This window comes from Streptomyces sp. A012304, from assembly GCF_026008495.1.
GTDB lineage: Bacteria > Actinomycetota > Actinomycetes > Streptomycetales > Streptomycetaceae > Streptomyces.
Genome location: NZ_BQUN01000188.1, coordinates 158,947 through 178,418, shown reverse-complemented (window position 1 = coordinate 178,418; position 19,472 = coordinate 158,947). Strand labels below are relative to the sequence as shown.

Here is a 19,472-nt window from a genome sequence, read left to right as displayed (position 1 = left end):
CCCCGCGTGCGTCAGCCGCCGTAACGCCGGTGACGGGCCGCGTAGTCGCGCAGCGCGCGCAGGAAGTCGACCTTGCGGAAGGCCGGCCAGAACACGTCACAGAAGTAGTACTCGGAGTGCGCCGTCTGCCAGAGCATGAATCCGGACAGCCGCTGTTCGCCGCTGGTGCGGATCACCAGGTCGGGGTCGGGCTGGGCGCCGGTGTAGAGGTGACGGCCGATCATCTCGATGTCGACGGACTCGGCGAGGTCCTCCATCGAGACGCCCTTGTCCTGGGCGTCGAGGATCATCGAGCGCACGGCGTCGGCGATCTCCTGGCGGCCGCCGTAGCCGATGGCGACGTTGACGAGTATTCCGTCGATGTGGGCGGTGGCCTCCTCGGCCTCCTTCAGCGTGCGCTGCATGCCGGACGGGAGGAGGTCCATGGTGCCGACGTGGTGCACGCGCCAGCGGCCGTCGGTGGCGAGGGTGCGCACGACGTCCTCGATGATGCCGAGGAGCGGGACCAGTTCTTCCTGGGCGCGGTCGAAGTTGTCCGTGGACAGCAGCCAGAGGGTGACGACCTCGACGTCCGTCTCGGAGCACCAGCCGAGGAACTCCTCGATCTTCTCGGCGCCGGCCCGGTGGCCGTGCACGGTGGTGGAGCCGGCCGCCTTCGCCCATCGTCGGTTGCCGTCCATGATGACGCCGATGTGCTTGGGCACCTGAGCGTGGTCCAGGTGGCCTTCCACCCGGCGTGCGTACAGCCTCACCAACAGGCCGCGCAGCTTGTCGCGCAGGTTCACGTGATTGTCAGCCCCTCCGTCGCGGATGCGGGTCCCCGCGGGCCGAAGCCTACCCCTGCGGGGCGTGGGTCGTGCCGGTGGGTCGGGTCTACGGGGCGCCCGGGCACGGATGAAAAAACGGGCCGGTCCGTGGGGGGGAGACGGACCGGCCCGAGGGGGGGGTTTCCACCATAACCCTTCGTAAGGGATGGCGCGTGCATCGGCGCACGACAATTACTCTCCGGAATCGCCCGGCGACGCGGCGGTGGCCGTCTGAGGCGGTGTTCCCGCATGATCCATGGCCGAAAGACAGCGGATTCCCAGGCAAAAAGGGCCCTCCACCGACGGAAGTGGAGGTTTTGGGGCTGCTTGGGTCGTGTCGGACAACCGCCCGACCGCCCCTCCGACGGGCTACCCCGGCCGCGTACGCCGCCTTGACGCGAACGGCACCGCGCAGCCCCCTCCACCGCGCGGTGACGCCCGCGCAGCTTTGCTCACGCGAATTGCCTGGGCTCGAACTTACGTGAGGCGGGCACCTAATGCGAGCCGTTCGCGATAACGATGTGGAAACCGCGTGGAGGCGCGTGGTCGTTCTGTGGCGCGGTGGGTGGAATATCCGGTTCCTGTGCTCGCGCGCCGGGTGGCCGAGAGGACCGTCGGGTCCCGGCGTCGAGGCCGGGACGCCATGGATCATGGGCCGGGAGGCGAGCGCTCGGCGACGGCGACGGCGGTTCCCGGCCAATTCCGTCACGACGGGCCCACGGGCCCCCGCGGGCGTCGTCGCGACGCCCGGGGCGCGCACGCGCGGGTTCCGTGGGGGCCGTCCGTCCCCTTCCCGCCCGCGAACCGCGCGCGGTGGAGCGCGGCCAGGGCGACGACTGAGTCGAGGTCGACCTCACCGAACAGGCCGTCCGTGTGCGGACAACGTCACCGGTGCGGCTTGCGGGCCTCGAAGAGGTGGCGGGTGCTGTACGCGACGAAGGGCCCCTCGGACACGATCCGCTCGTGCAGCGCCCGGAGCCGGTCCTCGTACGTCGAGACGGTGAAGCCCGGCACCATCCACACCACCTTGCGCAGGAAGTGGACGACGGCGGCGATGTCGTGGAACTCGATCCGCAGGCGTTCCGCCCGCAGGTCGACGATCTCCAGACCGGCCGCCTCCGCGTCGGCGCGCTCGTGGTCGGGGTGGCGGCCGGCGCTCACCTCCGGCGGCTGCGGCCCGAGGAAGTACTCGACCAGCTCGAAGACGCTGCGCGGCCCGACGTGCTGGGCGAAGTACGTGCCGCCCGGCTCCAGGACCCGCGCGATCTCCTCCCACAGGGGCCGTACGGGGTGGCGGCTGGAGACCAGGTCGAAGGTGCCGTCCGCGAAGGGCAGCGGCGCGTCCTCGGGGGACGCGACGACCGCGACCCCGCGCGGGCGCAGCAGGGCGGTGGCCTTGGCGACGTTGGCCGGCCAGCCCTCGGTCGCCACGGTGAGGACGGGCGCCTCGGGGGCGGCCCGGCCCAGGGCGAAGTCCAGGACCTCCCCTCCCCCGGTCTGCACGTCCAGCGCGGCCCGCGCGCCCGCCAGCCGCCCGGCGAGGGACACGGCGTAGCCCCAGGAGGGCCGTTCCTCGGTGGCCCGGCCCTCGAACCAGGAGAAGTCCCAGCCTTCGATGGGCACGGCGGCGCCTTCGGCCAGGAGGTCCTCGAAGCTGCGGGAACGGTGCTCTGTCATGGCTGTCACTTGACCAGGGGCCGTACGTCGTCCCCGACGAACCGCACGAAGCCCTCGGGGTCCGGTTCGTCGGCGGTGGGCAGGAGGACGACGGTGTCGGCGCCGGCGTCGGCGAAACGCCGAACGGTGTCGGCGACCTCGGCCGCGTCGCCGGCGACGCCGAGACCGGGCGTGCCGGTCAGACCGGTGGCGGTCAGTTCGCGCTGGAGACGGTCGGCGGCGCCGGGGCCGGTGGCCGTGAAGACGTAGACGACGATCCGGTGCGGGCCGGCGTCACGGCCGGCCGCCCTCCTGCCCTCCTCGATGGTCCGGCGGGCCTCGCGCACGCCGTCCGCCGAGAAGACCTCGTTGAGGAGGGTGCCGTCCGCGACCTCGCCGGACAGCCGCAGGGTGCGCGGCCCGATGCCGCCGACCAGCACCTGGGCACCGCCCTGCGGGGGCCAGTCGAGGGCGACGTCGTCGAGGGTCACGTACCGGCCCTCGGTGGTGATCCGCTCGCCGTTCAGCAGTCCGCGCAGGGCGAGGGTGTACTCGCGCAGCAGGGTCAGCGGGGACGCGGGGCGGGCGCCGACCTGGCCCATCCAGTCCTGGACGCCGTGGCCGACGGCGAGGCTGACGCGGCCCGGGAACATCCGGTGCAGGGTGGCCGCCTCCATCGCGGTGAGGGCGACGTTGCGCAGCGGGACGGGCAGCAGGCCGACGCCGATCCGCACCCGTTCGGTCCAGGCGAGCGCGGCGGCCGCCGAGGAGATCCCGGCCTCCCGGAAACAGTCCTCCCACAGCCAGAGTTCGTCGAGCCCGGTGGCGTCGGCGAGCCGGGCGACGGAGCGCAGCCGCTCGGGGGGCAGCTGGGGGCGGAAGATGGCACCGAGTTCGGTCATGGGGTCCTTCCTAGCTGGCGTCCCGCGACGCGACAACTCCTTTACGCCGGGCGGCTCCTGCGCCGTCGGCGGTGTCCGGGGGGACTTCCCGGACGGCGGCCGGGGTAGGCCGCAGGGGACACGAGGGGTGGGACATGGCGCGGTGGCGTGACGGGCAAGGCCGGTTGACGGTGCGTGGGGACCGGGGGGCGACGGTGACCGTCCCGCTGGAGATCGCGGCCTCGTACCGGGCGCGGACGAAGGGGCTGTTGGGGCGGGACGCGGTCGAGGGCGCGCTGCTGCTCACCCCTGCCGGGAGCGTCCACACCTTCGGCATGCGCATGCCCATCGACGTCGCCTATCTGGACCGCCGCCTGACCGTGCTCGCCGTCCGCACCATGCGCCCGGGCCGCCTGGGACTGCCCCGGCTGCGCTCACGGCATGTGCTGGAGGCGGCGGCGGGGGCCATGGCGGGGTGGGGCGTCGGGGTGGGGGTGCGGGTGGAGATCGAGCGGGAGAACGGGGCCGAGACAGGGGCGGAGACCGGGGCGGACGGGTAGGGGGTCAGCTCGCGGTGCGCGGGAAGGTGATCTCCACGCGGCGGTTCTTCTTGCGGCCCTCCTCCGTCGAGTTGTCGGCGATGGGGTACTGCTCGCCGTAGCCGCGCACCTCGAATGTGATGCCCGGGTCGTTCAGGTCGCCGGCGAGGGCGGCCTGGACGGCGTCGGCGCGCTGTTTCGACAGGACGTCGCCGTGCGCGGAGGAGCCGAGGTCGTCCGTGAAGCCGAAGACCCGGATCCGGGTGGTCTTCTGCTTCTTGATCTCCTCGGCGATCACCGTGATGCGGGCCCGCGCCGCGCCGCTCAGCGTGGCGCTGTCCTTGCCGAAGAGGACCTCCGCCTGGAGCGCGAACGTCACGTCCGCGTTGGTGTCCTCCCGGCGCTCCTCCCCGCTCTCGTCCTCGACGACCTGCTTGATGTCGAGCACCTTGGCCTGCGCGAGGGTGGCGCCCTCGGGCAGCTTCAGATCCGGGTCGTTGGGGTCGACCTCGACCGGGGCGGTGGCGGTGGGTTCGGTGCCCCGGGGGACACTGGGGCCGTCGGCGTGGGCGAAGGGGGCCGTGCCGACGATCACGACCGTCGCGGTGACCACCGCCAGGGCGAGACGTGGGGTCATGGCCGCCTCACCCGGAGATCTTCACGACCGCGCTGGGGAACAGCGGCAGCTGGAAGGTGACGTCGGTGGTGTCGGCGGGCGGCGCCGGGAACTGGAGGAACACGTCGATCTTCTCCCCCGCCTTGAGCGTCGAGAAGCCGGTAGTGGTCAGGGGGCGGCCCTCGGTGTCGCGGAGGACGTAATACCGCTTCTTGCTCTTGGAGTCGACGAGGGTGGCGCCGCCGAGGGACCTGCCGTTGTTCATGATCTCGGTTTCGTTGCCACTGAGCGCGGACGGAATCGTGGCCATCGTCCCGCCGTCGTTCTTCAGTGCGCCGTTCAGTGTGACGAAACCGCCCGAATCACGTACGGCGGAAGTGATCTGGAGGAGCAGCCCGCTCGGGCCCTTCATCTCTGCCAACGGCTCTTCGGACTGGCCCTCCTGAGCGCTCGGCTGCGATCCACTGCCCTGGGATGCGGACGCCGTGTTCTGCGGCTTCTTGTCGTCGCCGCCACCACCGCTGCAAGCGGCCGCGCCCAGGGCAAGCCCGGTCACGGCGGCCAGCGTGACCATCCCCCTGCGGGCTTTCGCAGTGAACCGCATGCTCATCACTCCGCTTCCTTCTGCACTCGTCGTTCGCTCGTCAGCCGGCCAGGTGGACGTCGAAGAGGTCCTCGGGTCCGGGCAGGTCGGTGAGGTCTTCCGGATCCAGCTCCCAGTCCCTGTCCTCGCAGGTGAGCACGGGCAACGCCACGTCCTCGCCGTCCTCGCCGTCCTCGCTGCCTTCGTCGCCCTCACCGTCCCCGCCGCCTTCGTCGCCCTCGCCCTCGTCGCCGTCCTCGCCGGGCAGCTCGAACGTGCACAACGGCTCGATCACGGCGGTGGCGGTGGCGTGCGCCCTCGTGGTGCTCGTGACGGGAATGACGGAGTCTCCGGCGGACCGGTTCGCCTGGACGGTCACCGTGTAGCCCAAGGGACCGTCAGGACCGCACTGGACGTTCCCCGCGTCGTTCAGCGCGGCCAGTTGGACGGCGCGCCCGCACTGGTCGGTCGCCCCCACCCCGTCGAAGATGTCCTGCCAGCGTGTCGGGTGGAGGATGTCCAGCACCCACCGGTCGGCGAGCTGGTCCCTGGTCTCCTGGGCCGCCGCCAGCGCCGCCGCGTCGGCGGCGGTCTGGGCCCCGTTGCGGTTGACCGCCGCCTGCCCCACCGCGAAGTAGGCGAACGCGAGAAAGAGCAGGCCCGCCACCACCATGAGGTAGATGGGGAAGACCTGCCCCGTGTCGCCTCGCCCGAGGGATCGGATCAGGGAGCCACCTTGCCGATCTGCGTGGTGAGCTTGTCGACGATCGTCTGCCCCAGGTTCGTGTTCGCGATCAGCACCACGATCGCCACCACCACCGCGATGATCCCCAGGTACTCCACCGCCGTCTGCCCCTTGTCGTCGGCCGCGCGGCGCCGTACGGCGGCGACCGTCGTGTTCTTCCAGCCGCTCACTCGGACCTTGGCCGCGACGGTGGTCTTCAGCAGCAGGTCGCTCATGGCGTTCCTCTCCGTTGGGGGCGCTACCGGTACCGGGAACGTAGAGCGGAACGGGCGGCTCGCAAGAGGGTCCCAGGACCCAATCCCGGGCCCATTCGGGGGCGCGGCGGGGGCTCATGACGTCGCCGCCGTTCCCAGCCACTTGGCCGCCGCCTCGGCGCGGCTGGTGCTGTGCAGCTTGGCGAAGATGCGGTTGATGTGGTTCTTGACCGTCTTCTCGCTGATGAAGCACAAGGCGGCGATCTGCTGGTTGGTCATCCCCGACGCGATGAGGTCCATGATCTCCGCCTCCCTCGCGCTGAGCCGGAACCCCCGACGCGACTGTCCCACAGATGGTTGCAGTTGCGAAAGCGATTCGGGAAAAGTCGCTGGAATTTGGGATTGTGAGGTCGAATCATCATGTGCAGTCGCACTTCCGGTCGAGCGGAGCTGGGCCAGTACCGCCGTCGCCGCGGTCGGTGTGAAGTGCGCCCGGCCCGCGCCGGTGTCCCGTACCGCCGTCACCAGTTGGTCCACGGTGAACTCGCCGTGGACCAGATAGCCGCCCGCGCCGCGCCGCAGGGCCTCCTGGACGGTCTCCGGTTCGTCGCTGTAGGTCAGCATCAGGACCGGGGCGATGCGGACCAGGTGGGGCAGGGCGGCGAGGCCGTCCACGCCGGGCATGCGGACGTCCAGGAGGACGACGTCGGGGCGGTGTCGCGCGGCCGCCTCGTAGGCCTCGCGGCCGTCGGCGGCCTCCGCGACGACGGTGAGGTCGTCGCGGCCGGAGAGCAGGGCCGTCAGACCGGCCCGGACCACCGGGTTGTCGTCGGCGACGAGTACGCGTACGGGCGCGGTGCGCGCGGGCGCCGGGAACGGCTCACGGAGTTCCGGCATCCGGCGGCCTCCTCTCCTGATGGACCTGTCCGAGGGGAAGGTGCAGCAGTACTTCCGTGCCCCGGGCGTGCGGCCCGCGGCCGATGCGCAGGCGGGCGCCCATGGACGCCGCCCGCTCCGCCATGCCGACGAGACCGAAGTGCCCGGTGCTGCGGAGCTGTTCGAGGGTGGTGCCGGGCGGCAGGCCGCGGCCGTCGTCGAGCACGCGCACGCTGAGGACGTCGTCCCGCACACCCGCCCGTACCTCCACCCGTGTCGCGTCCGCGTGGCGGTGGGCGTTGTCCATGGCCTCCGAGGCGATGGTGAGGAGGTGGCGGGCCACGCCGGGCGGGAGCGTGAGTGCCGTGCGCTCACCCGTCGGGTGGTACGTGGTCGGCAGGGCGCAGCGCGCGGCGAAGTCCCGGGTACGGGTGGCCAGTTCGCGCAGGACGTCGACGGGCCGGGCGGGGTCGGTGTCCCGGCGCAGGTCGGTGAGGAGTTCCCGGGACTCGGCGGCGGCGCGGCGCGCGGCGCGGGCGACCAGTTCGGCCTGCTGCCGCACCAGGGCGGGCTCCATACGGGCGGAGCCCGCCGAACGGGCCAGGCCGTCCGCCGCGAGGGCGATGCCGTGCAGGGTCTTGGCGACGGAGTCGTGCATCTCGCGGGCGAGGCGGGCGCGTTCGGCGGCGACCGCCTCGGTGGCGGCGAGGCGGGCCTTGACGTCGGTCAGGGCCTGGGTGGCCGCGCCGAAGCGGAGCATGAGGCCGCGCAGGGTGGAGCCCACGGCGCCGGTGATGACGCAGAAGCCGGGCAGCAGCAGCCGCTCGGCGAGGCCCGCGCCCGACTCGCGTTCCAGGGTCGTGTGGACCAGCAGCAGGATCAGCGCCTGGAGGGAGGCGAAGCAGGCGGCGCCCCGCCAGCCGTAGACGATGCCGGCGACCAGGGGGGTGCAGACGCTGACGTAGGCGAGGGTGGTGTCCGGGCCCGCCGAGACCAGCAGCAGGGTGCCGAGGAGGGTGTCGGCGGCGAGCAGGGTGGGGTGGCGCAGGAGGAGCGGGCCGAAGCGTTCCCAGTCGCGGAAGAGGACGTAGGAGCCCATGAAGGTGACGACCACGGCCGCGCCGACCAGACGGGCGCCCAGGCCCGGGGAGGCGTTGAGGAGGGCGGCGGGGGCGGCCAGGGCGATCATGGCGAGCCGGAAGCCGAAGACCTGCCGGCACATCGCCTGGAGGGCGTTGATCTGGAGGGGGATGGAGGCCTGCACCTCCGCCGACTCCTTGGCAGAGGATTCCGCCCACGCCTCCGCAGCAGCCTCCGCCGGCACCTCCCCGGAAGCCTCCGCCGAGCACTCCGCAGAAGCCTCCGCCGCCCCGTCACGTGCGGTGGGCCGCCGCCCCACCGCACCGCCCCACCCCCGCGTCATCGCCGTCAGCGCCATCGCCCCGCCCCTCACTCACCCGTGATCGAGCTGAAGTCCGTGCCGGAGCCGAGCAGCATGCCCGCGCCGAGGAGAAGCATGGTGGCCGGAACCATGAACGTCGTGATCATCAGCGTGGCCTTGGGGACCGCGCGGGCCGCCGCTCGGCGGGCGTTCTGCGCGTCCGTGCGGCGCATGTCCTTGGCGATGGAGACCAGCGTGTCCACGATCGGCGCGCCCAGTTCCTCGCCCTGCTGGAGGGCCGTGACGAACATGGCGACCTGCTCGGAGTCGTTGCGGCGGCGCAGTTCCTCGAAGGCCTCACGGCGGCTCATGCCGAGGTCCATCTGGCGGAGCGTGATGCGGATCTCGTCCGCCCAGGGCCCCTCGTACTTGGACGCCACCCGGTCCAGGGCCTGCCGGAAGCCGAGGCCCGCGCTCACCACGACGGCCAGCACGTCCAGGAAGTCCGGCAGGGTGCGTTCGATGGCGTCCTTGCGGACGCGGATCGCGGACCAGATGCCGACCTCGGACCAGAAGGCGCCGAAGGCGACCATGAGGAGGGCGACGAACCAGCTGCCCTGGAGCAGGGCGACCAGTCCGCCGAGTGCGCCGATCGCACCGTAGACGGCGCGGCGGGCCGCGTAGCGGTCGAGGGTGAGGCCGCCGGGGTTACCCGCGAGGTCGATCCTGCGGCGGTACCGGGCGACCTGGCGGGGGCCCATGAGCCGCAGGACGGCGGGCGCGTACCGCATGCCGAGGCGGTCGACGAGCGAGCCGACGGCGCCGGTGCGGGTGGCGCCTACCTCCAGCGCCAGGGCGAGGTCGGGGGGCAGCTTCGCCTCCGCCCGGTACATGCGCAGTCCGGCGAAGACGCCCCAGACGCTGAGGCCCATGACGAGTGCGAGCAGCAGTTCCATGGCGAGCGGTTCCTCCCGGCCTCAGACGTCGATCCGGGACATACGGCGGATGAGCAGGAAGCCGACCGCGTACAGCGCGAAGGCGATGATCACCGCGGCTTGGCCGAGCGGGGAGCCGGTCATGCGGTCCAGGGCGCCGTCCTTGACGCTGTCCATCAGGAACAGCGCCCCGACGCCCAGCACCGGCACCGCGTACGACGTCATGCTCACCTGGGACAGCTGGGTGCGCACCTCCCGCCGGGTCTCCTTGCGTTCCTCCAGCGTCTCCGTCAGATTGCGCAGGGCGCCGACGACCTGTCCGCCGGCCCGGTTGGACAGGACCAGGGTGGTGACGAGGACGACGAGTTCGCGGGAGGGGAGCCGGTCGGCCAGCTCGCCCAGGGCATCGTCGAGGGAGTGGCCGACGGCCAACTGGTTGGCGACCTTGGCGAGTTCCTCACCGGCGGGGGCCTCCAGCTCCTCGGCGGCCATGCCGATCGCCGTGCGCAGGGCGAGCCCGGCGTTGGTCGCGTTGGCCAGGATGCGGGCCAGTTCGGGGAGTTGGTTGATGAACCGCTCGATGCGTTTCTGGCGTTGCCAGTCGAGGTACTGCCAGGCCGCCCAGACGCCGAGGAGGCCGGCCAGGGGGCCGAAGAAGGGCGCCAGGGTGGCCTGTCCGATCAGCCACAGCGCTGCGACCGTCGCCAGCACACAGGCGAAGAACTCGCCCGGGGTGATGTCCAGGCCGGTCGCCGCGAGCTTCCGTTCCAGGGTGCGGCCCAGGCGGGTGCGGCGCAGCCTGCGGTCCAGGGTGCGGAAGCGGCGCGGGCGGCCGGTGAGCGGCACCTGGCCGGTGGCGGAGAGCCGGTCGACGAGGGCCGCCCGCTGGGCGCGGCCCCTGGCGTAGGTGTGCACGCCGGCGACGGCCAGGACGCAGGTCAGGAGCGTCACTCCGGTGGTGAGCGTGATCAGCATCTGGAGATCCATGGGGCCGTGTCCTGCCGTCCTGTCCGTCGTGCCTGTCCCGTCTGTCCTGGCCGTGCTGTCCTTGCCGTCCGTTCCCTCTGCACCTTCTGCACCCTCTGTACTGTCTGTGCCGTACTGTCTGTGCCGTCTGTTGTCATCGGGCTTCGCGCATGGTGAGTTCGTCGAGCGTGCGGGCCACGCCGAAGGCCGGCGGTATCGGCTGGCTCGCCATGTACAGGCGGTCGGCGGCGCGGCGCGGGAGCGGGAAGTACTCGAAGGCGCCGTACACCCGGCCGTCGGCGGCCATCGGCCGGGCGTTGAAGCGGGCGATGGTCGCGAGCCGGTAGGGCTCCCCGCCGTGGCTGTCGAGCAGCGCGATCTCGGTCACCCGGCGGGCGCCGTCCGCGAAGCGGGTGAGCTGGATGACGACGTCGATCGCGCTGTTGATCTGGTCGTGCAGGGCGACGAAGGGGATCTCGACGTCCGACATCGACGCCAGGGTCTGCATCCGCATCAGGGCGTCCTCGGCGCTGTTGGCGTGGACGGTGGCGAGGGAGCCGTCGTGACCCGTGGACATCGCCTGGAGCATGTCGAGCGACTCGCCGCCGCGGACCTCGCCGACCACGATCCGGTCGGGCCGCATCCGCAGCGAGTTGCGGACCAGGTCGCGGATGGTGATGCGGCCCTTGCCCTCGACGTTCGGGGGGCGGGACTCCAGGCGGATCACATGCGACTGCTGGAGCTGGAGTTCGGCGGAGTCCTCGATGGTGATGATGCGTTCGCCGTCCGGGATCAGACCCGACAGGGCGTTCAGCAGGGTCGTCTTGCCGGTGCCGGTCGCGCCGGAGACGATCATGTTGAACTTCGCCTGCACCAGCCCGGCCAGCAGATACAGCATCGGTTCGTCGAGGGAGCCGAAGCCGATCAGCTCGTGCAGGGTGAAGGAGCGCGGGAAGCGGCGGATGGTGAGGGTGGGGCCGGTCAGGGACAGCGGCGGGATGATGACGTTGACGCGCTCCCCGGACGGCAGGCGGGCGTCGACCATCGGGTTCGTCTCGTCGACCCGGCGGTTGACGGTGGAGACGATGCGTTCGATCGTCTGCATCAGCTGGTCGTCGGAGGCGAAGCGGAGCGGGAGCTGCTCCACCCGGCCCGCTCGTTCGACGAAGATCGCGTCGGGGCCGTTCACCATGATCTCGGTGATCGACGTGTCCTCCAGGAGCGGTTCGAGGATGCCGAGGCCCAGGGCCTCGTCGACGACCCTGCGGATCAGCCGCGCGCGCTCGGCGGTGGACAGCACGGGGCCCTCGCGGCTGATGATGTGCCCGAGGACCCGCTCCAGCCGGGCCCGGCGCTCGGCCGCCGCGAGCGAACTCATCTCCGCGAGGTCGATCTCCTCCAGCAGCTTGGCCCGGTAGGAGGTGACCAGGTGGCCGTCCTCGCCCCGGCTGCCGGTCTCCTCGGGGGAGGTGATGCGTGCCCGCAGGCTCATGGGTTCGCCGCCTTCCTTCAGTGGTCGACCGGCATGGTGGCGGTCTTGTGGGCCGTGCCGAAGTCCCCGATGCCGGGGATGACGGAGGGGATGGTGACGCTGGAGGTGACCCGGACCTCGTCGCCCAGGCGCGTGCCGGCGCAGCTGGTGCCGTCGGCCAGCCAGGAGCTGACCGCGCGGCGGCAGTCGGCGCCGAAGTCCTCGTCGAGGGAGGCACTGCGGGCGCCGGCGCGGGCGGCGGTCCCGGCCTGCTGGGCGGTGTAGGCGATCAGGCCGAGCTGGACGGCGGCCAGCGCGACGAGCAGCAGGGCGGGCAGGAAGCCCAGGTATTCCAGGGCCACCTGGCCCCGGTCGCGGCGGTACGACATCTCAGTCGTCCTCCTCCTCGACCGCGCCCGCGTGGCCCTTCACGTCGAACGGGAAGGAGATCGCGCCCGGGAAGAGGACGGGTACGCGCAGGGTGACCGAGGCCGTGACATAGCCGCCCGACCAGGAGCAGTCAACGTGTGCGCCGGCCTGCCACGCCCCCGGCAGCTTCGCCTCGCCCGCCCGTTCGCACACTGCCTGCCGCTCCCCCCGGTGCGCCGCCGTCCCCGCCCGCACCGCCTCGTCGGCAGCATTCCCCGCGAGCGTGAAGGTGTATCCCACCAGCGCGAGCTGCCACATCACGACCAGGGTCGCGATGATCAGCGGTGTCATGCCGAGCAACTCGATCGTGACCTGGCCGCGGTCCCCGCCGGCCCGTAACGCCGTAGGCCGCATCGTGTTCACTCCCTCCTGCGCCGGAAGCCCGCCGGGCCGCGGTCCCCGCCGCGGGCCCGTCCGCCGCGGCGCGCGGCGTGCTCGCCGCCGCCCTCCGTCCCGGCCAGCCCCAGCTCGCCCGCGAGCGCCCACAGGGCCTGGCGCACCGAGCCCTTGGCGTCGAGCAGATGGACCCGGCCGGCGTCGACGGCGCCCTGGAGTTCGCGGAAGTGGGCGGGGATCGTGGTCGTCGCGACGGCCGTGCCGGTGATCTTCCGGATGAGCGAGGGCTGGATCTCCGTACCGCGGTTGTGGCGGTTGACGACGACCGTGGTCTCCTCGGCCTTGCGGATCTGGAGGCGGTCCCACATGCGGACGGCGCGTTTGGCGCCCCGGACGGCGACCACGTCGGGGGTGGTGACGAGCAGGGCGCGGTCGGCGGTCTCGACGGCGGCGGCGCCGGCGCCGCTGAGCTGGGCGCCGCAGTCGATGACGACGACCTCGTAGCGGGAGCGCAGGGCGCCGACGATCTGGCGGGCGGCGTGGTCGGTGACCTCCTCGCCGCGTTCGCCGTCGCCGGGGGCGAGCAGCAGGGCCACGCCGGTGTCGTGGCGGAAGACGGCCTCGGCGAGGACGCGCGGCGTGATGTCGGTGATGGCGGCGAGGTCGACGACCGAGCGGCGGAACTGCACGTCCAGGTAGGAGGCGATGTCGCCGGTCTGGAGGTCCAGGTCGACCAGGGCGGTGGACCAGCCGGACGCCTGGGCGGCGAGGGCGAGCTGGACGGCCGTCAGGGTGGCGCCGACGCCGCCCTTGGCGCCGCTGACGGTGACGACGGTGCCGCCGGCGCCGGTGAACACGTCGCCGCCGTGCCCGAGATGGCGCCGGACCCCGGCCGACCACTGGGCCACCGCCTGGACCCGGCTGGAGAGGTCGTCGTAGGTCAGGGGCAGGGTGACCAGGCCGCGGGCGCCGGAGTCCATGGCGGCGGCGAAGAGGCCGGGGCTCGCGTCGGTGGTGACGAGGATGACGCCGACCGCCGGGAAGCGCAGGGCGACCTCACGGACCAGCTCCAGCGCCGGGACGGGGCCGACGCGTTCGTGGACGACGACGACCTCGGGCAGTTCGTCGACCGACTCGGCGGCCAGCCGGGCGAGGGTGTCGACCAGTTGGGTGGAGTCGGTGACCGGGGTGACCGGTTCGGCGTCCGGGAGCTGACTGAGCAGGCTGGTGAGGGAGCGGACCGCGTCCGGGTCGCCGACGGCCGGGAGGATCCTCGTGGGCATGGCGGCGGCCTCTCACTTGTCCGTGGCGAGTTCGTACGTGCGGTCCTGTTCGGGGACCGCCGTGTCGGTGCCGGGCGCGACCAGCGCGAGCCGGACGCGCTTGGCGAAGGACTCGGCGTAGGTGATGCGCTGGGCGTCGAGGGTGGACAGCGCGAAGGTGATGGGGACGGCGTCGGTGGGCTCCCGCCCGCGCTCGCCGGCGTCGGGTTCGAGGGCGGTCAGCTCGCCGACGTCGAGGACGCGGGCGTTGGTGACGATGATCTTCGACTGGTCGGGGTCGGACTCCTTGGCGCCCTCGAAGGTGGCGTAGACGTTGACCGAGGAGCCCGGGGTGATCTTGCCGGCGACGCCGGTGGCCGCGTCGATCATGATGGCGACCTCCTGCTGCCCGGGCTGGAGGGCGGGCTGGTCGACGATCATGTCGTTCTGGAGCAGCGAGCCCTTCTTCAGGGTGGTCACCGCGATCTTGCCGCGGATGGCGGCCAGGTCGGTGACGGCGTTCTCGGACAGCCAGCGCTCCGGCATCTCTATCTTCTTGAACTGGCCCGCGCTGAGGGTGGTGTAGGGCGCCACGTCGGCGCGGACCTCGTACGCGGTGACCTCGGGGCCGACCTTGGACTGCACGTCGTCGATGACGGAGAGCACGCCGGCGAAGGCGCCGAGGGCGCACAACACCGACAGGAGCAGGAGGATCACGCCGCGGCGCTGACGGGAGTTCATGGACCGTGCAACCTCGTTGGGGGTCGGGTCGAGCGGGAACGGGCGGGGCGGTTCGGGCGGATTCAGCGGCCCGCGGTGAGCGCGCGGACGGGTCGTGCGGTGTCGTGGGCGGGCGGCGGGGTGGCGGAGCAGAACACACAGCGGTCGCCGATGACGTCGATGCCGCACCAGTGGCAGACGCTCTGCCGTACGGAGGTGACCAGTTGGTAGAGGACCGACAGGTCGGGCAGGTAGGCGCAGAACTCGATGAGCTTGCCGGTGCCCCACCAGGTGGCGGACTCGGCGGGCAGTTCCGTCTCGCGCAGCCCCTGGGTCTTCCAGGCGGGGGCGAGGGTGTCGGTGACCCAGTCGGAGCCGAGCTGCCCTCGGGCGACGAGCATCCACGTGCCGAACTCCGGGCCCGGGAGGGTGGTCTCGGGGCTCGCCTTCACCAAGTGCGGCTGGGGGTGGGCGAGGACGCCGAACTGACTGCCGGGCATCCAGGACCTGGCGTGCGACGTGAGGCCCACCGGGACGCGGTCGAGGCGGGCGACGGAGCCGAGGAGGGCGCCGGCGTGGATGTAGTGGGTGAGCAGCCGGCCCGCGGAGGCGAGGACGCCGGGGCTGAGGTCGCAGGAGGCGAGCTGCCGTAACTGGCGGGCGAGGACGGCGACTCCGAGCGGGGGCAGGTCGGACCGGAACAGGGCGACGCGGTCGCTCTCCAGGAGGGAGCGGGCCGTGTGCAGCCGTTGTTCGACGGCCGGGGGGACGGCCCGCGAGTACACGACGACGAGGTGGCCGTACTGCTCGACCAGCGCCTGGACGTCCGCCACGGCCTGGTCCAGGGGCCGGCTGTCCAGGCCGTCGAGGACGGTGGCGGGCAGGGTCCGCTCGTCCTGCGGTGGCAGCGCCAGATCGGCGCCGGTCACGGCAATGGCAGTTGGCACGCGCAGCTCCCCGATTCCCGCGGCCCGGCCCACCGGGGTTACTCCGGCGCACCGAGGTGACTTCATTGCGTGACTACCTCAGCACTGTATCGACGCCCCTGTGGCCGGAGAACCGCTTTCCCCAGCCGGGGAGCATCTCTTCTGCGGAGCAAGTCATGGTAAAGCGGGGCAGGTTGCGCACACCGACCCTCCACAAGCGGACCCTTGACAGGTCAGAAGCCGCCCGTCGGCCGGTAGTGCCCCAGCACCCACGCCAGCTGCGCGAACCACGTCGGCAGGACGTCCCGCGGCTTGGCGCCGACAACGCACTCGTAGACCCGGCCGTCCAGGTGGACCACGGCGACCATGAGGGTCCTGCCGTTGGGGCCCGCCTTGTAGTGGACGCTGCGGATCTCCGGCCAGGGGAGGTCGATCGTGATGCCGTACATCTCGAAGGCGACACCGGACGCGTCGACGACGACCGCGTTGTTCTTGTCGACCGCCAGGAACTCGGGGCCCGGGGCCGGTGCGGGAACGGGGACGGCGCCGGGGACGGGACCGGGGACGGGGGCTGGTCCCGGCAGCGGGCCGGGGGCGGCGTACTGGGGCGGGGGCGGCCCGAAACCCGGGGACGGGGGTGGCATGGGCGGCTGGTGTGTCATGCGGTGGTCCGATCCTCGTCTGGCGCGGGCGCGCGCGGCTTTGCACATTCTTTCGGTCGCCGGTGAAACATTTCCCCCGCCCCGCCCCATCAATGAGGTGAGGACGGTCCACAGGACGTCGGAGACTCGGACCCATCGGCTGGGGGAAGCACATGAGGCAGGCCCGCGCGGACGAGTACGCGCATTTCGCGGCGGCACGCGCGGGGCAGTTGTACCGGTCGGCGTGCCTGCTCACCGCCGGGGACACGCATCTCGCCGAGGACCTGGTCCAGGAGACCCTCGGCAGGCTGTACCTGCGCTGGGGCCGCGTGGCGCGCGCCGACAACCCGGCGGGGTACGCGCAGACCGTCCTCACCCGCACGTTCCTCGCCCATCAACGGCGGCGCAGCAGCCGTGAGCAGGCCGTGGACGTGGTCCCGGAGCGGGCCGACGGCACCGGCGCCGACGTCCCGCTGCGGCTCACGCTGATACAGGCCCTGGCCCGGCTGCCGGCCAAGGACCGGGCGGTCCTCGTCCTGCGGTACTGGGAGGACCGTTCGGTCGAGGAGACCGCCGGTGTGCTGAACGCCAGCTCCGCCGCCGTACGGACCCGCTGTGTGCGGGCCCTGGGACGGCTGCGGGAGCTGCTCGGCGAGGACATCGGCGAGTACGCCAGACCCTGAGCCGCGCCGGCCGCGCCGGCCCCACGACTTCTCCCTTCACTCCAACCCCGCGAAACGGTGGTTCGCCATGCCCATTGAGCCCTTGGAACACGACGCCGACCCCTTCGAGGACCGTCTCTCCGCCGCCCTGCGCCAGGCCGGCGGCACCTTCGACACCAACCGCGCCGCGCTCGCCGCCGCCGGGCAGGCGCGGGGACGGCGGCTGCGGCTGCGGCGGGCCGCGTTCGTGGGCGGTGCGGCGGGGCTCGCCCTGGTGGGGGTGGGCGGCGCCCTGGTCGTGTCGTCCGGTGGCTCGCAGGGGCCGTCGCAGACCGCGTCGGTCGCCGCGAGCCGCACCGCCGCCCCGGCCTCCTACTCCGCCGACGACGTGATCAGGACGCTCGAGAAGCTCCTCCCGAAAGGCAGGGTCAGCGGCCGGCAGGGGCGGGGCAGCCACGAGGAGCTGCCGCCGAGCGCGCTGGTGGTGTACGACGACGGCAAGGGCGCGGCGGCCGTCTCGGTGGGCCTGGACCGGGTCCTGTCGGGCGCCGAGACGGGCGACGGCGGCTTCGATCCGGCCGGTGCGGCCATGCGGTGCCCGGACGCGGTGCCCGGCGCACAGTCCGCGTTCGACAGCTGCCGTACCGAGAAGCTGCCCGACGGGTCCGTCCTCACCGTCTACCAGGGGTACGAGTACCCCGACCGCCGTACGGACACCAAGTCGTGGGGCGCGGAGCTGGTCACCTCGGCCGGGCAGCGGGTGTCGGTGCAGGAGTGGAACTCCCCCGCGCAGAAGGGACAGCCGGTCAGCAGGCCGGAACCGCCGCTGAGTCCCGCCCAGTTGAAGAAGCTGGCCTCGGCCCCGCAGTGGCGTGCCGTCATCGACGCCATCCCCGAGCGGGCCGGCAAGCCCGCGCCCGCGGCGAGCGACGCCGGTCCGCCCCCGGCGCCCTCCGGCAAGGCGATCCAGCAGACCCTGGCCGGGCTGCTGCCCAAGGGGCTGGAGGTGGTCGCGCGGGGCGGGCAGGACACGGAGTTCGCGTATGTCGTCGTGGACGACGGCAAGGGCGAGAGCTACGTCCAGATCAATGTCCAGCCGGACATGTCCGACGTCGCCGGCCAGCTCTACGGCTCCGGCTCCGAGACGCTCCCCGACGGCACGCGGGTGGCCACACGGCAGGGTCCGGGCGAGAAGGGCGGCCAGGGCGTGGTCATGTGGACCGTCGACACGATGCGTCAGGGCGGCGAGCGGGTCGTCGTCAGCGCCTTCAACTCCGGCAGCCAGGAGAGGGCGGCCACCCGGCCGGAACCGGCGCTCACCATCGCCCAGTTGCGGGAGATCGCGCTCAGCCCGAAGTGGTCGGCGATGTTCTGACGGCCGTCGCCGGCCCGGTGGCCGGCGCCCCGTCGGGGGGCGGGGCGCCGGCCGTGCACCGGGTCCGAGCAGGGCTCGGGGACCTCAGAAGAACTCCGACCACGGCTGGTCCCAGATCTGCTTCACGGCCAGCGCCAGGAACAGCAGGCCCGCCAGCGCGAGCATCCCGTTGCTGACCCACCCGTTGCGCCACTCCCTCGGGGTGCGGGACGAGTTCAGCAGCCAGATCAGGGTCGCCGCGAGGAACGGCAGGAAGGCGGCGCCCAGGACGCCGTAGAGGATGACCAGGCGGAAGGGCTGGCCCTGGAAGAGCAGGACGATCGGCGGGAAGGTCAGCCACAGCAGGTAGGCGCGGAACGGCCAGGAGCGCTCGCGCGCGCCGGAGGCCACCTCGTCGCCGGTGGTGCCCCCGCGGTTGCGGTAGCGCGCGACGAAGTCCGCGAACATCAGGCTCACGCCGTGCCAGACGCCGATCAGGGAGGTGAAGGAGGTGGCGAAGAAGCCGATGAGGAAGAACTTGGCGGTCGCCGCGCCGTACTCCGCCTCCAGGATGTCGCCGAGCTGGACCAGGCCCTTGTCGCCGCTCGCGATCGCCACGTTCGCGGAGTGCAGCAGCTCGGCGCCGACGAAGAGCATCGCGATGACGAAGATGCCGGTCGTGGCGTACGCGACCCGGTTGTCGAGGCGCATGACCTTCATCCAGCCGGTGTTGGTCCAGCCCTTGGCGTTGACCCAGTACCCGTAGGCGGCGAGGGTGATGGTGCCGCCGACGCCGCCGATGAGACCGAGGGTGTTGAGGATCGAGTCCTTCTCGTCGGGCAGGACGGGCAGCAGGCCCGCGAAGGCGTCCGCGAGGTTGGGGGTGACGCGGATCGCGAGGTAGACGGTGACCACGAACATGACGCCCACCAGGACCGTCATGACCTTCTCGAAGACCTCGTACTTGTTGAACCAGACGAACACCAGGCCCACCAGCCCGCAGGCGACGCCCCACCACTTGAGGTCCATCACGTCGGGGAAGAGCGCCTGCAACGGCAGCGCGCTGGACGACATCGCCGCCGCGCCGTAGACGAAGCCCCAGACGACGACGTAGACGACGAAGAAGTACGTCGTCCAGCGGCCCAGGCTCGCCCAGCCGTCGAACAGGGTGCGGCCGGTGGACAGGTGCCAGCGGCCGGCCGCCTCCGCGAGGGAGATCTTCACCAGGCAGCCGACGATCGCCGCCCACAGCAGGGTGTAACCGAAGTTGCTGCCGGCGATGAGGGTGGCGACCAGGTCGCCTGCGCCGACACCGGTCGCCGCGACGACGATGCCGGGGCCGATGTACTTCCAACTGGACTTGCGGGGAGGGGGGTTGTCGGTGCGGGATGGTGCCTCGGTGTCCGTGGGGTTTCCCGTGGTGTCCGCCATGGAGGTCAAGAAAGCCCAAAGGGGCCGGTCGGGCAAGGGGGTGTGCGCGATCTCCACCCGAT

General features: G+C 72.1%; 22 protein-coding genes. 3 read left to right on the top strand and 19 right to left on the bottom strand.

What is annotated here, in order from left to right:
- Nucleotides 1-11 precede the first annotated feature (11 nt).
- The 3 genes from ALMP_RS38815 to ALMP_RS38805 all read right to left on the bottom strand — a co-directional run bounded on the left by ALMP_RS38815 (nt 12) and on the right by ALMP_RS38805 (nt 3,364).
- Nucleotides 12-785 carry an isoprenyl transferase gene (locus tag ALMP_RS38815; RefSeq protein WP_264936685.1) on the bottom strand — a complete coding sequence of 258 codons (774 nt, stop codon included), beginning with the start codon at nt 783-785 and terminating at the stop codon, nt 12-14.
- Nucleotides 786-1,691: 906 nt separating this feature from the next.
- A complete protein-coding gene (locus ALMP_RS38810) occupies nt 1,692-2,483 on the bottom strand; it encodes a class I SAM-dependent methyltransferase (protein WP_264936684.1) in 792 nt (263 codons plus the stop codon).
- A gap of 5 nt (nt 2,484-2,488) precedes the next feature.
- On the bottom strand, nt 2,489-3,364 hold the full coding sequence (locus tag ALMP_RS38805) for an LLM class flavin-dependent oxidoreductase (protein WP_264936683.1): 876 nt from the start codon (nt 3,362-3,364) through the stop codon (nt 2,489-2,491).
- Between the two features lie 134 nt (nt 3,365-3,498).
- Here ALMP_RS38805 and ALMP_RS38800 point away from each other — a divergent pair, with 134 nt between their 5' ends.
- Entirely contained in the window at nt 3,499-3,903 is a 405-nt protein-coding gene (locus tag ALMP_RS38800) for a DUF192 domain-containing protein (RefSeq protein WP_264936682.1), read from the top strand.
- A gap of 4 nt (nt 3,904-3,907) precedes the next feature.
- Here ALMP_RS38800 and ALMP_RS38795 read toward each other — a convergent pair whose 3' ends face one another.
- The 15 genes from ALMP_RS38795 to ALMP_RS38725 form a co-directional block, all read right to left on the bottom strand.
- On the bottom strand, nt 3,908-4,519 hold the full coding sequence (locus ALMP_RS38795) for an OmpA family protein (protein WP_264936681.1): 612 nt from the start codon (nt 4,517-4,519) through the stop codon (nt 3,908-3,910).
- 7 nt (nt 4,520-4,526) lie between these two features.
- Nucleotides 4,527-5,108, bottom strand: a complete 582-nt coding sequence (locus ALMP_RS38790) for a hypothetical protein (RefSeq protein ID WP_264936680.1) — start codon at nt 5,106-5,108, stop codon at nt 4,527-4,529.
- Nucleotides 5,109-5,142: 34 nt separating this feature from the next.
- Nucleotides 5,143-5,805, bottom strand: a complete 663-nt coding sequence (locus ALMP_RS38785; protein WP_264936826.1) for a pilus assembly protein TadG-related protein — start codon at nt 5,803-5,805, stop codon at nt 5,143-5,145.
- The gene (locus tag ALMP_RS38780; RefSeq protein WP_264936679.1) at nt 5,805-6,041 is read right to left on the bottom strand and encodes a Flp family type IVb pilin; all 237 of its coding nucleotides are present in this window, start codon (nt 6,039-6,041) and stop codon (nt 5,805-5,807) included. The genes ALMP_RS38785 and ALMP_RS38780 overlap by 1 nt, the downstream gene beginning before the upstream one ends.
- A gap of 114 nt (nt 6,042-6,155) precedes the next feature.
- Nucleotides 6,156-6,917 carry a response regulator transcription factor gene (locus ALMP_RS38775; RefSeq protein WP_264936678.1) on the bottom strand — a complete coding sequence of 254 codons (762 nt, stop codon included), beginning with the start codon at nt 6,915-6,917 and terminating at the stop codon, nt 6,156-6,158.
- Nucleotides 6,901-8,334: a sensor histidine kinase gene (locus ALMP_RS38770; protein ID WP_375803606.1), complete on the bottom strand. Its 1,434-nt coding sequence runs from the start codon at nt 8,332-8,334 to the stop codon at nt 6,901-6,903. The genes ALMP_RS38775 and ALMP_RS38770 overlap by 17 nt, the downstream gene beginning before the upstream one ends.
- An 11-nt stretch (nt 8,335-8,345) precedes the next feature.
- Nucleotides 8,346-9,233, bottom strand: a complete 888-nt coding sequence (locus ALMP_RS38765) for a type II secretion system F family protein (protein ID WP_264936677.1) — start codon at nt 9,231-9,233, stop codon at nt 8,346-8,348.
- Between the two features lie 21 nt (nt 9,234-9,254).
- A complete protein-coding gene (locus ALMP_RS38760; protein ID WP_264936676.1) occupies nt 9,255-10,199 on the bottom strand; it encodes a type II secretion system F family protein in 945 nt (314 codons plus the stop codon).
- Nucleotides 10,200-10,332: 133 nt separating this feature from the next.
- On the bottom strand, nt 10,333-11,670 hold the full coding sequence (locus ALMP_RS38755) for a CpaF family protein (RefSeq protein ID WP_264936675.1): 1,338 nt from the start codon (nt 11,668-11,670) through the stop codon (nt 10,333-10,335).
- Nucleotides 11,671-11,687: 17 nt separating this feature from the next.
- Nucleotides 11,688-12,038 (bottom strand): TadE/TadG family type IV pilus assembly protein, encoded by a 351-nt coding sequence (locus ALMP_RS38750; protein WP_264936674.1) that lies wholly within the window; start codon nt 12,036-12,038, stop codon nt 11,688-11,690.
- A 1-nt stretch (nt 12,039) separates the two neighbouring features.
- Nucleotides 12,040-12,432, bottom strand: a complete 393-nt coding sequence (locus ALMP_RS38745; protein WP_264936673.1) for a pilus assembly protein — start codon at nt 12,430-12,432, stop codon at nt 12,040-12,042.
- 5 nt (nt 12,433-12,437) lie between these two features.
- Complete coding sequence (locus tag ALMP_RS38740) at nt 12,438-13,697, bottom strand: AAA family ATPase (RefSeq protein WP_264936672.1); 1,260 nt, start codon at nt 13,695-13,697, stop codon at nt 12,438-12,440.
- Nucleotides 13,698-13,709: 12 nt separating this feature from the next.
- Nucleotides 13,710-14,417 (bottom strand): Flp pilus assembly protein CpaB, encoded by a 708-nt coding sequence (gene cpaB / locus ALMP_RS38735; protein ID WP_264936671.1) that lies wholly within the window; start codon nt 14,415-14,417, stop codon nt 13,710-13,712.
- A 62-nt stretch (nt 14,418-14,479) separates the two neighbouring features.
- Nucleotides 14,480-15,343, bottom strand: coding sequence for a hypothetical protein (locus tag ALMP_RS38730; RefSeq protein ID WP_264936670.1), 864 nt, complete (start codon nt 15,341-15,343; stop codon nt 14,480-14,482).
- Nucleotides 15,344-15,555: 212 nt separating this feature from the next.
- On the bottom strand, nt 15,556-15,984 hold the full coding sequence (locus ALMP_RS38725) for a hypothetical protein (protein ID WP_264936669.1): 429 nt from the start codon (nt 15,982-15,984) through the stop codon (nt 15,556-15,558).
- A 152-nt stretch (nt 15,985-16,136) separates the two neighbouring features.
- On the opposite strand from ALMP_RS38725, the gene ALMP_RS38720 reads away from it, so the two are divergent.
- Together ALMP_RS38720 and ALMP_RS38715 are read left to right on the top strand one after the other, a co-directional pair.
- Complete coding sequence (locus ALMP_RS38720; protein WP_264936668.1) at nt 16,137-16,646, top strand: SigE family RNA polymerase sigma factor; 510 nt, start codon at nt 16,137-16,139, stop codon at nt 16,644-16,646.
- Nucleotides 16,647-16,713: 67 nt separating this feature from the next.
- Nucleotides 16,714-18,000 (top strand): hypothetical protein, encoded by a 1,287-nt coding sequence (locus ALMP_RS38715; RefSeq protein WP_264936667.1) that lies wholly within the window; start codon nt 16,714-16,716, stop codon nt 17,998-18,000.
- An 84-nt stretch (nt 18,001-18,084) separates the two neighbouring features.
- Here ALMP_RS38715 and ALMP_RS38710 read toward each other — a convergent pair whose 3' ends face one another.
- Nucleotides 18,085-19,410: an Nramp family divalent metal transporter gene (locus tag ALMP_RS38710; RefSeq protein WP_264936666.1), complete on the bottom strand. Its 1,326-nt coding sequence runs from the start codon at nt 19,408-19,410 to the stop codon at nt 18,085-18,087.
- Between the last annotated feature and the right edge of the window lie 62 nt (nt 19,411-19,472).

What these genes read in the sequence shown, in the direction of transcription:
- ALMP_RS38775 (WP_264936678.1), bottom strand. Translation starts at nt 6,917, where the DNA reads ATGCCGGAACTCCGTGAGCCGTTCCCGGCGCCCGCGCGCACCGCGCCC.
- ALMP_RS38725 (WP_264936669.1), bottom strand. Translation starts at nt 15,984, where the DNA reads ATGACACACCAGCCGCCCATGCCACCCCCGTCCCCGGGTTTCGGGCCG.
- ALMP_RS38765 (WP_264936677.1), bottom strand. Translation starts at nt 9,233, where the DNA reads ATGGAACTGCTGCTCGCACTCGTCATGGGCCTCAGCGTCTGGGGCGTC.
- ALMP_RS38770 (WP_375803606.1), bottom strand. Translation starts at nt 8,334, where the DNA reads ATGGCGCTGACGGCGATGACGCGGGGGTGGGGCGGTGCGGTGGGGCGG.
- ALMP_RS38795 (WP_264936681.1), bottom strand. Translation starts at nt 4,519, where the DNA reads ATGACCCCACGTCTCGCCCTGGCGGTGGTCACCGCGACGGTCGTGATC.
- ALMP_RS38710 (WP_264936666.1), bottom strand. Translation starts at nt 19,410, where the DNA reads ATGGCGGACACCACGGGAAACCCCACGGACACCGAGGCACCATCCCGC.
- cpaB (WP_264936671.1), bottom strand. Translation starts at nt 14,417, where the DNA reads ATGAACTCCCGTCAGCGCCGCGGCGTGATCCTCCTGCTCCTGTCGGTG.
- ALMP_RS38720 (WP_264936668.1), top strand. Translation starts at nt 16,137, where the DNA reads ATGAGGCAGGCCCGCGCGGACGAGTACGCGCATTTCGCGGCGGCACGC.
- ALMP_RS38715 (WP_264936667.1), top strand. Translation starts at nt 16,714, where the DNA reads ATGCCCATTGAGCCCTTGGAACACGACGCCGACCCCTTCGAGGACCGT.
- ALMP_RS38805 (WP_264936683.1), bottom strand. Translation starts at nt 3,364, where the DNA reads ATGACCGAACTCGGTGCCATCTTCCGCCCCCAGCTGCCCCCCGAGCGG.
- ALMP_RS38740 (WP_264936672.1), bottom strand. Translation starts at nt 13,697, where the DNA reads ATGCCCACGAGGATCCTCCCGGCCGTCGGCGACCCGGACGCGGTCCGC.
- ALMP_RS38790 (WP_264936680.1), bottom strand. Translation starts at nt 5,108, where the DNA reads ATGAGCATGCGGTTCACTGCGAAAGCCCGCAGGGGGATGGTCACGCTG.
- ALMP_RS38780 (WP_264936679.1), bottom strand. Translation starts at nt 6,041, where the DNA reads ATGAGCGACCTGCTGCTGAAGACCACCGTCGCGGCCAAGGTCCGAGTG.
- ALMP_RS38760 (WP_264936676.1), bottom strand. Translation starts at nt 10,199, where the DNA reads ATGGATCTCCAGATGCTGATCACGCTCACCACCGGAGTGACGCTCCTG.
- ALMP_RS38750 (WP_264936674.1), bottom strand. Translation starts at nt 12,038, where the DNA reads ATGTCGTACCGCCGCGACCGGGGCCAGGTGGCCCTGGAATACCTGGGC.
- ALMP_RS38800 (WP_264936682.1), top strand. Translation starts at nt 3,499, where the DNA reads ATGGCGCGGTGGCGTGACGGGCAAGGCCGGTTGACGGTGCGTGGGGAC.
- ALMP_RS38745 (WP_264936673.1), bottom strand. Translation starts at nt 12,432, where the DNA reads ATGCGGCCTACGGCGTTACGGGCCGGCGGGGACCGCGGCCAGGTCACG.
- ALMP_RS38755 (WP_264936675.1), bottom strand. Translation starts at nt 11,670, where the DNA reads ATGAGCCTGCGGGCACGCATCACCTCCCCCGAGGAGACCGGCAGCCGG.
- ALMP_RS38810 (WP_264936684.1), bottom strand. Translation starts at nt 2,483, where the DNA reads ATGACAGAGCACCGTTCCCGCAGCTTCGAGGACCTCCTGGCCGAAGGC.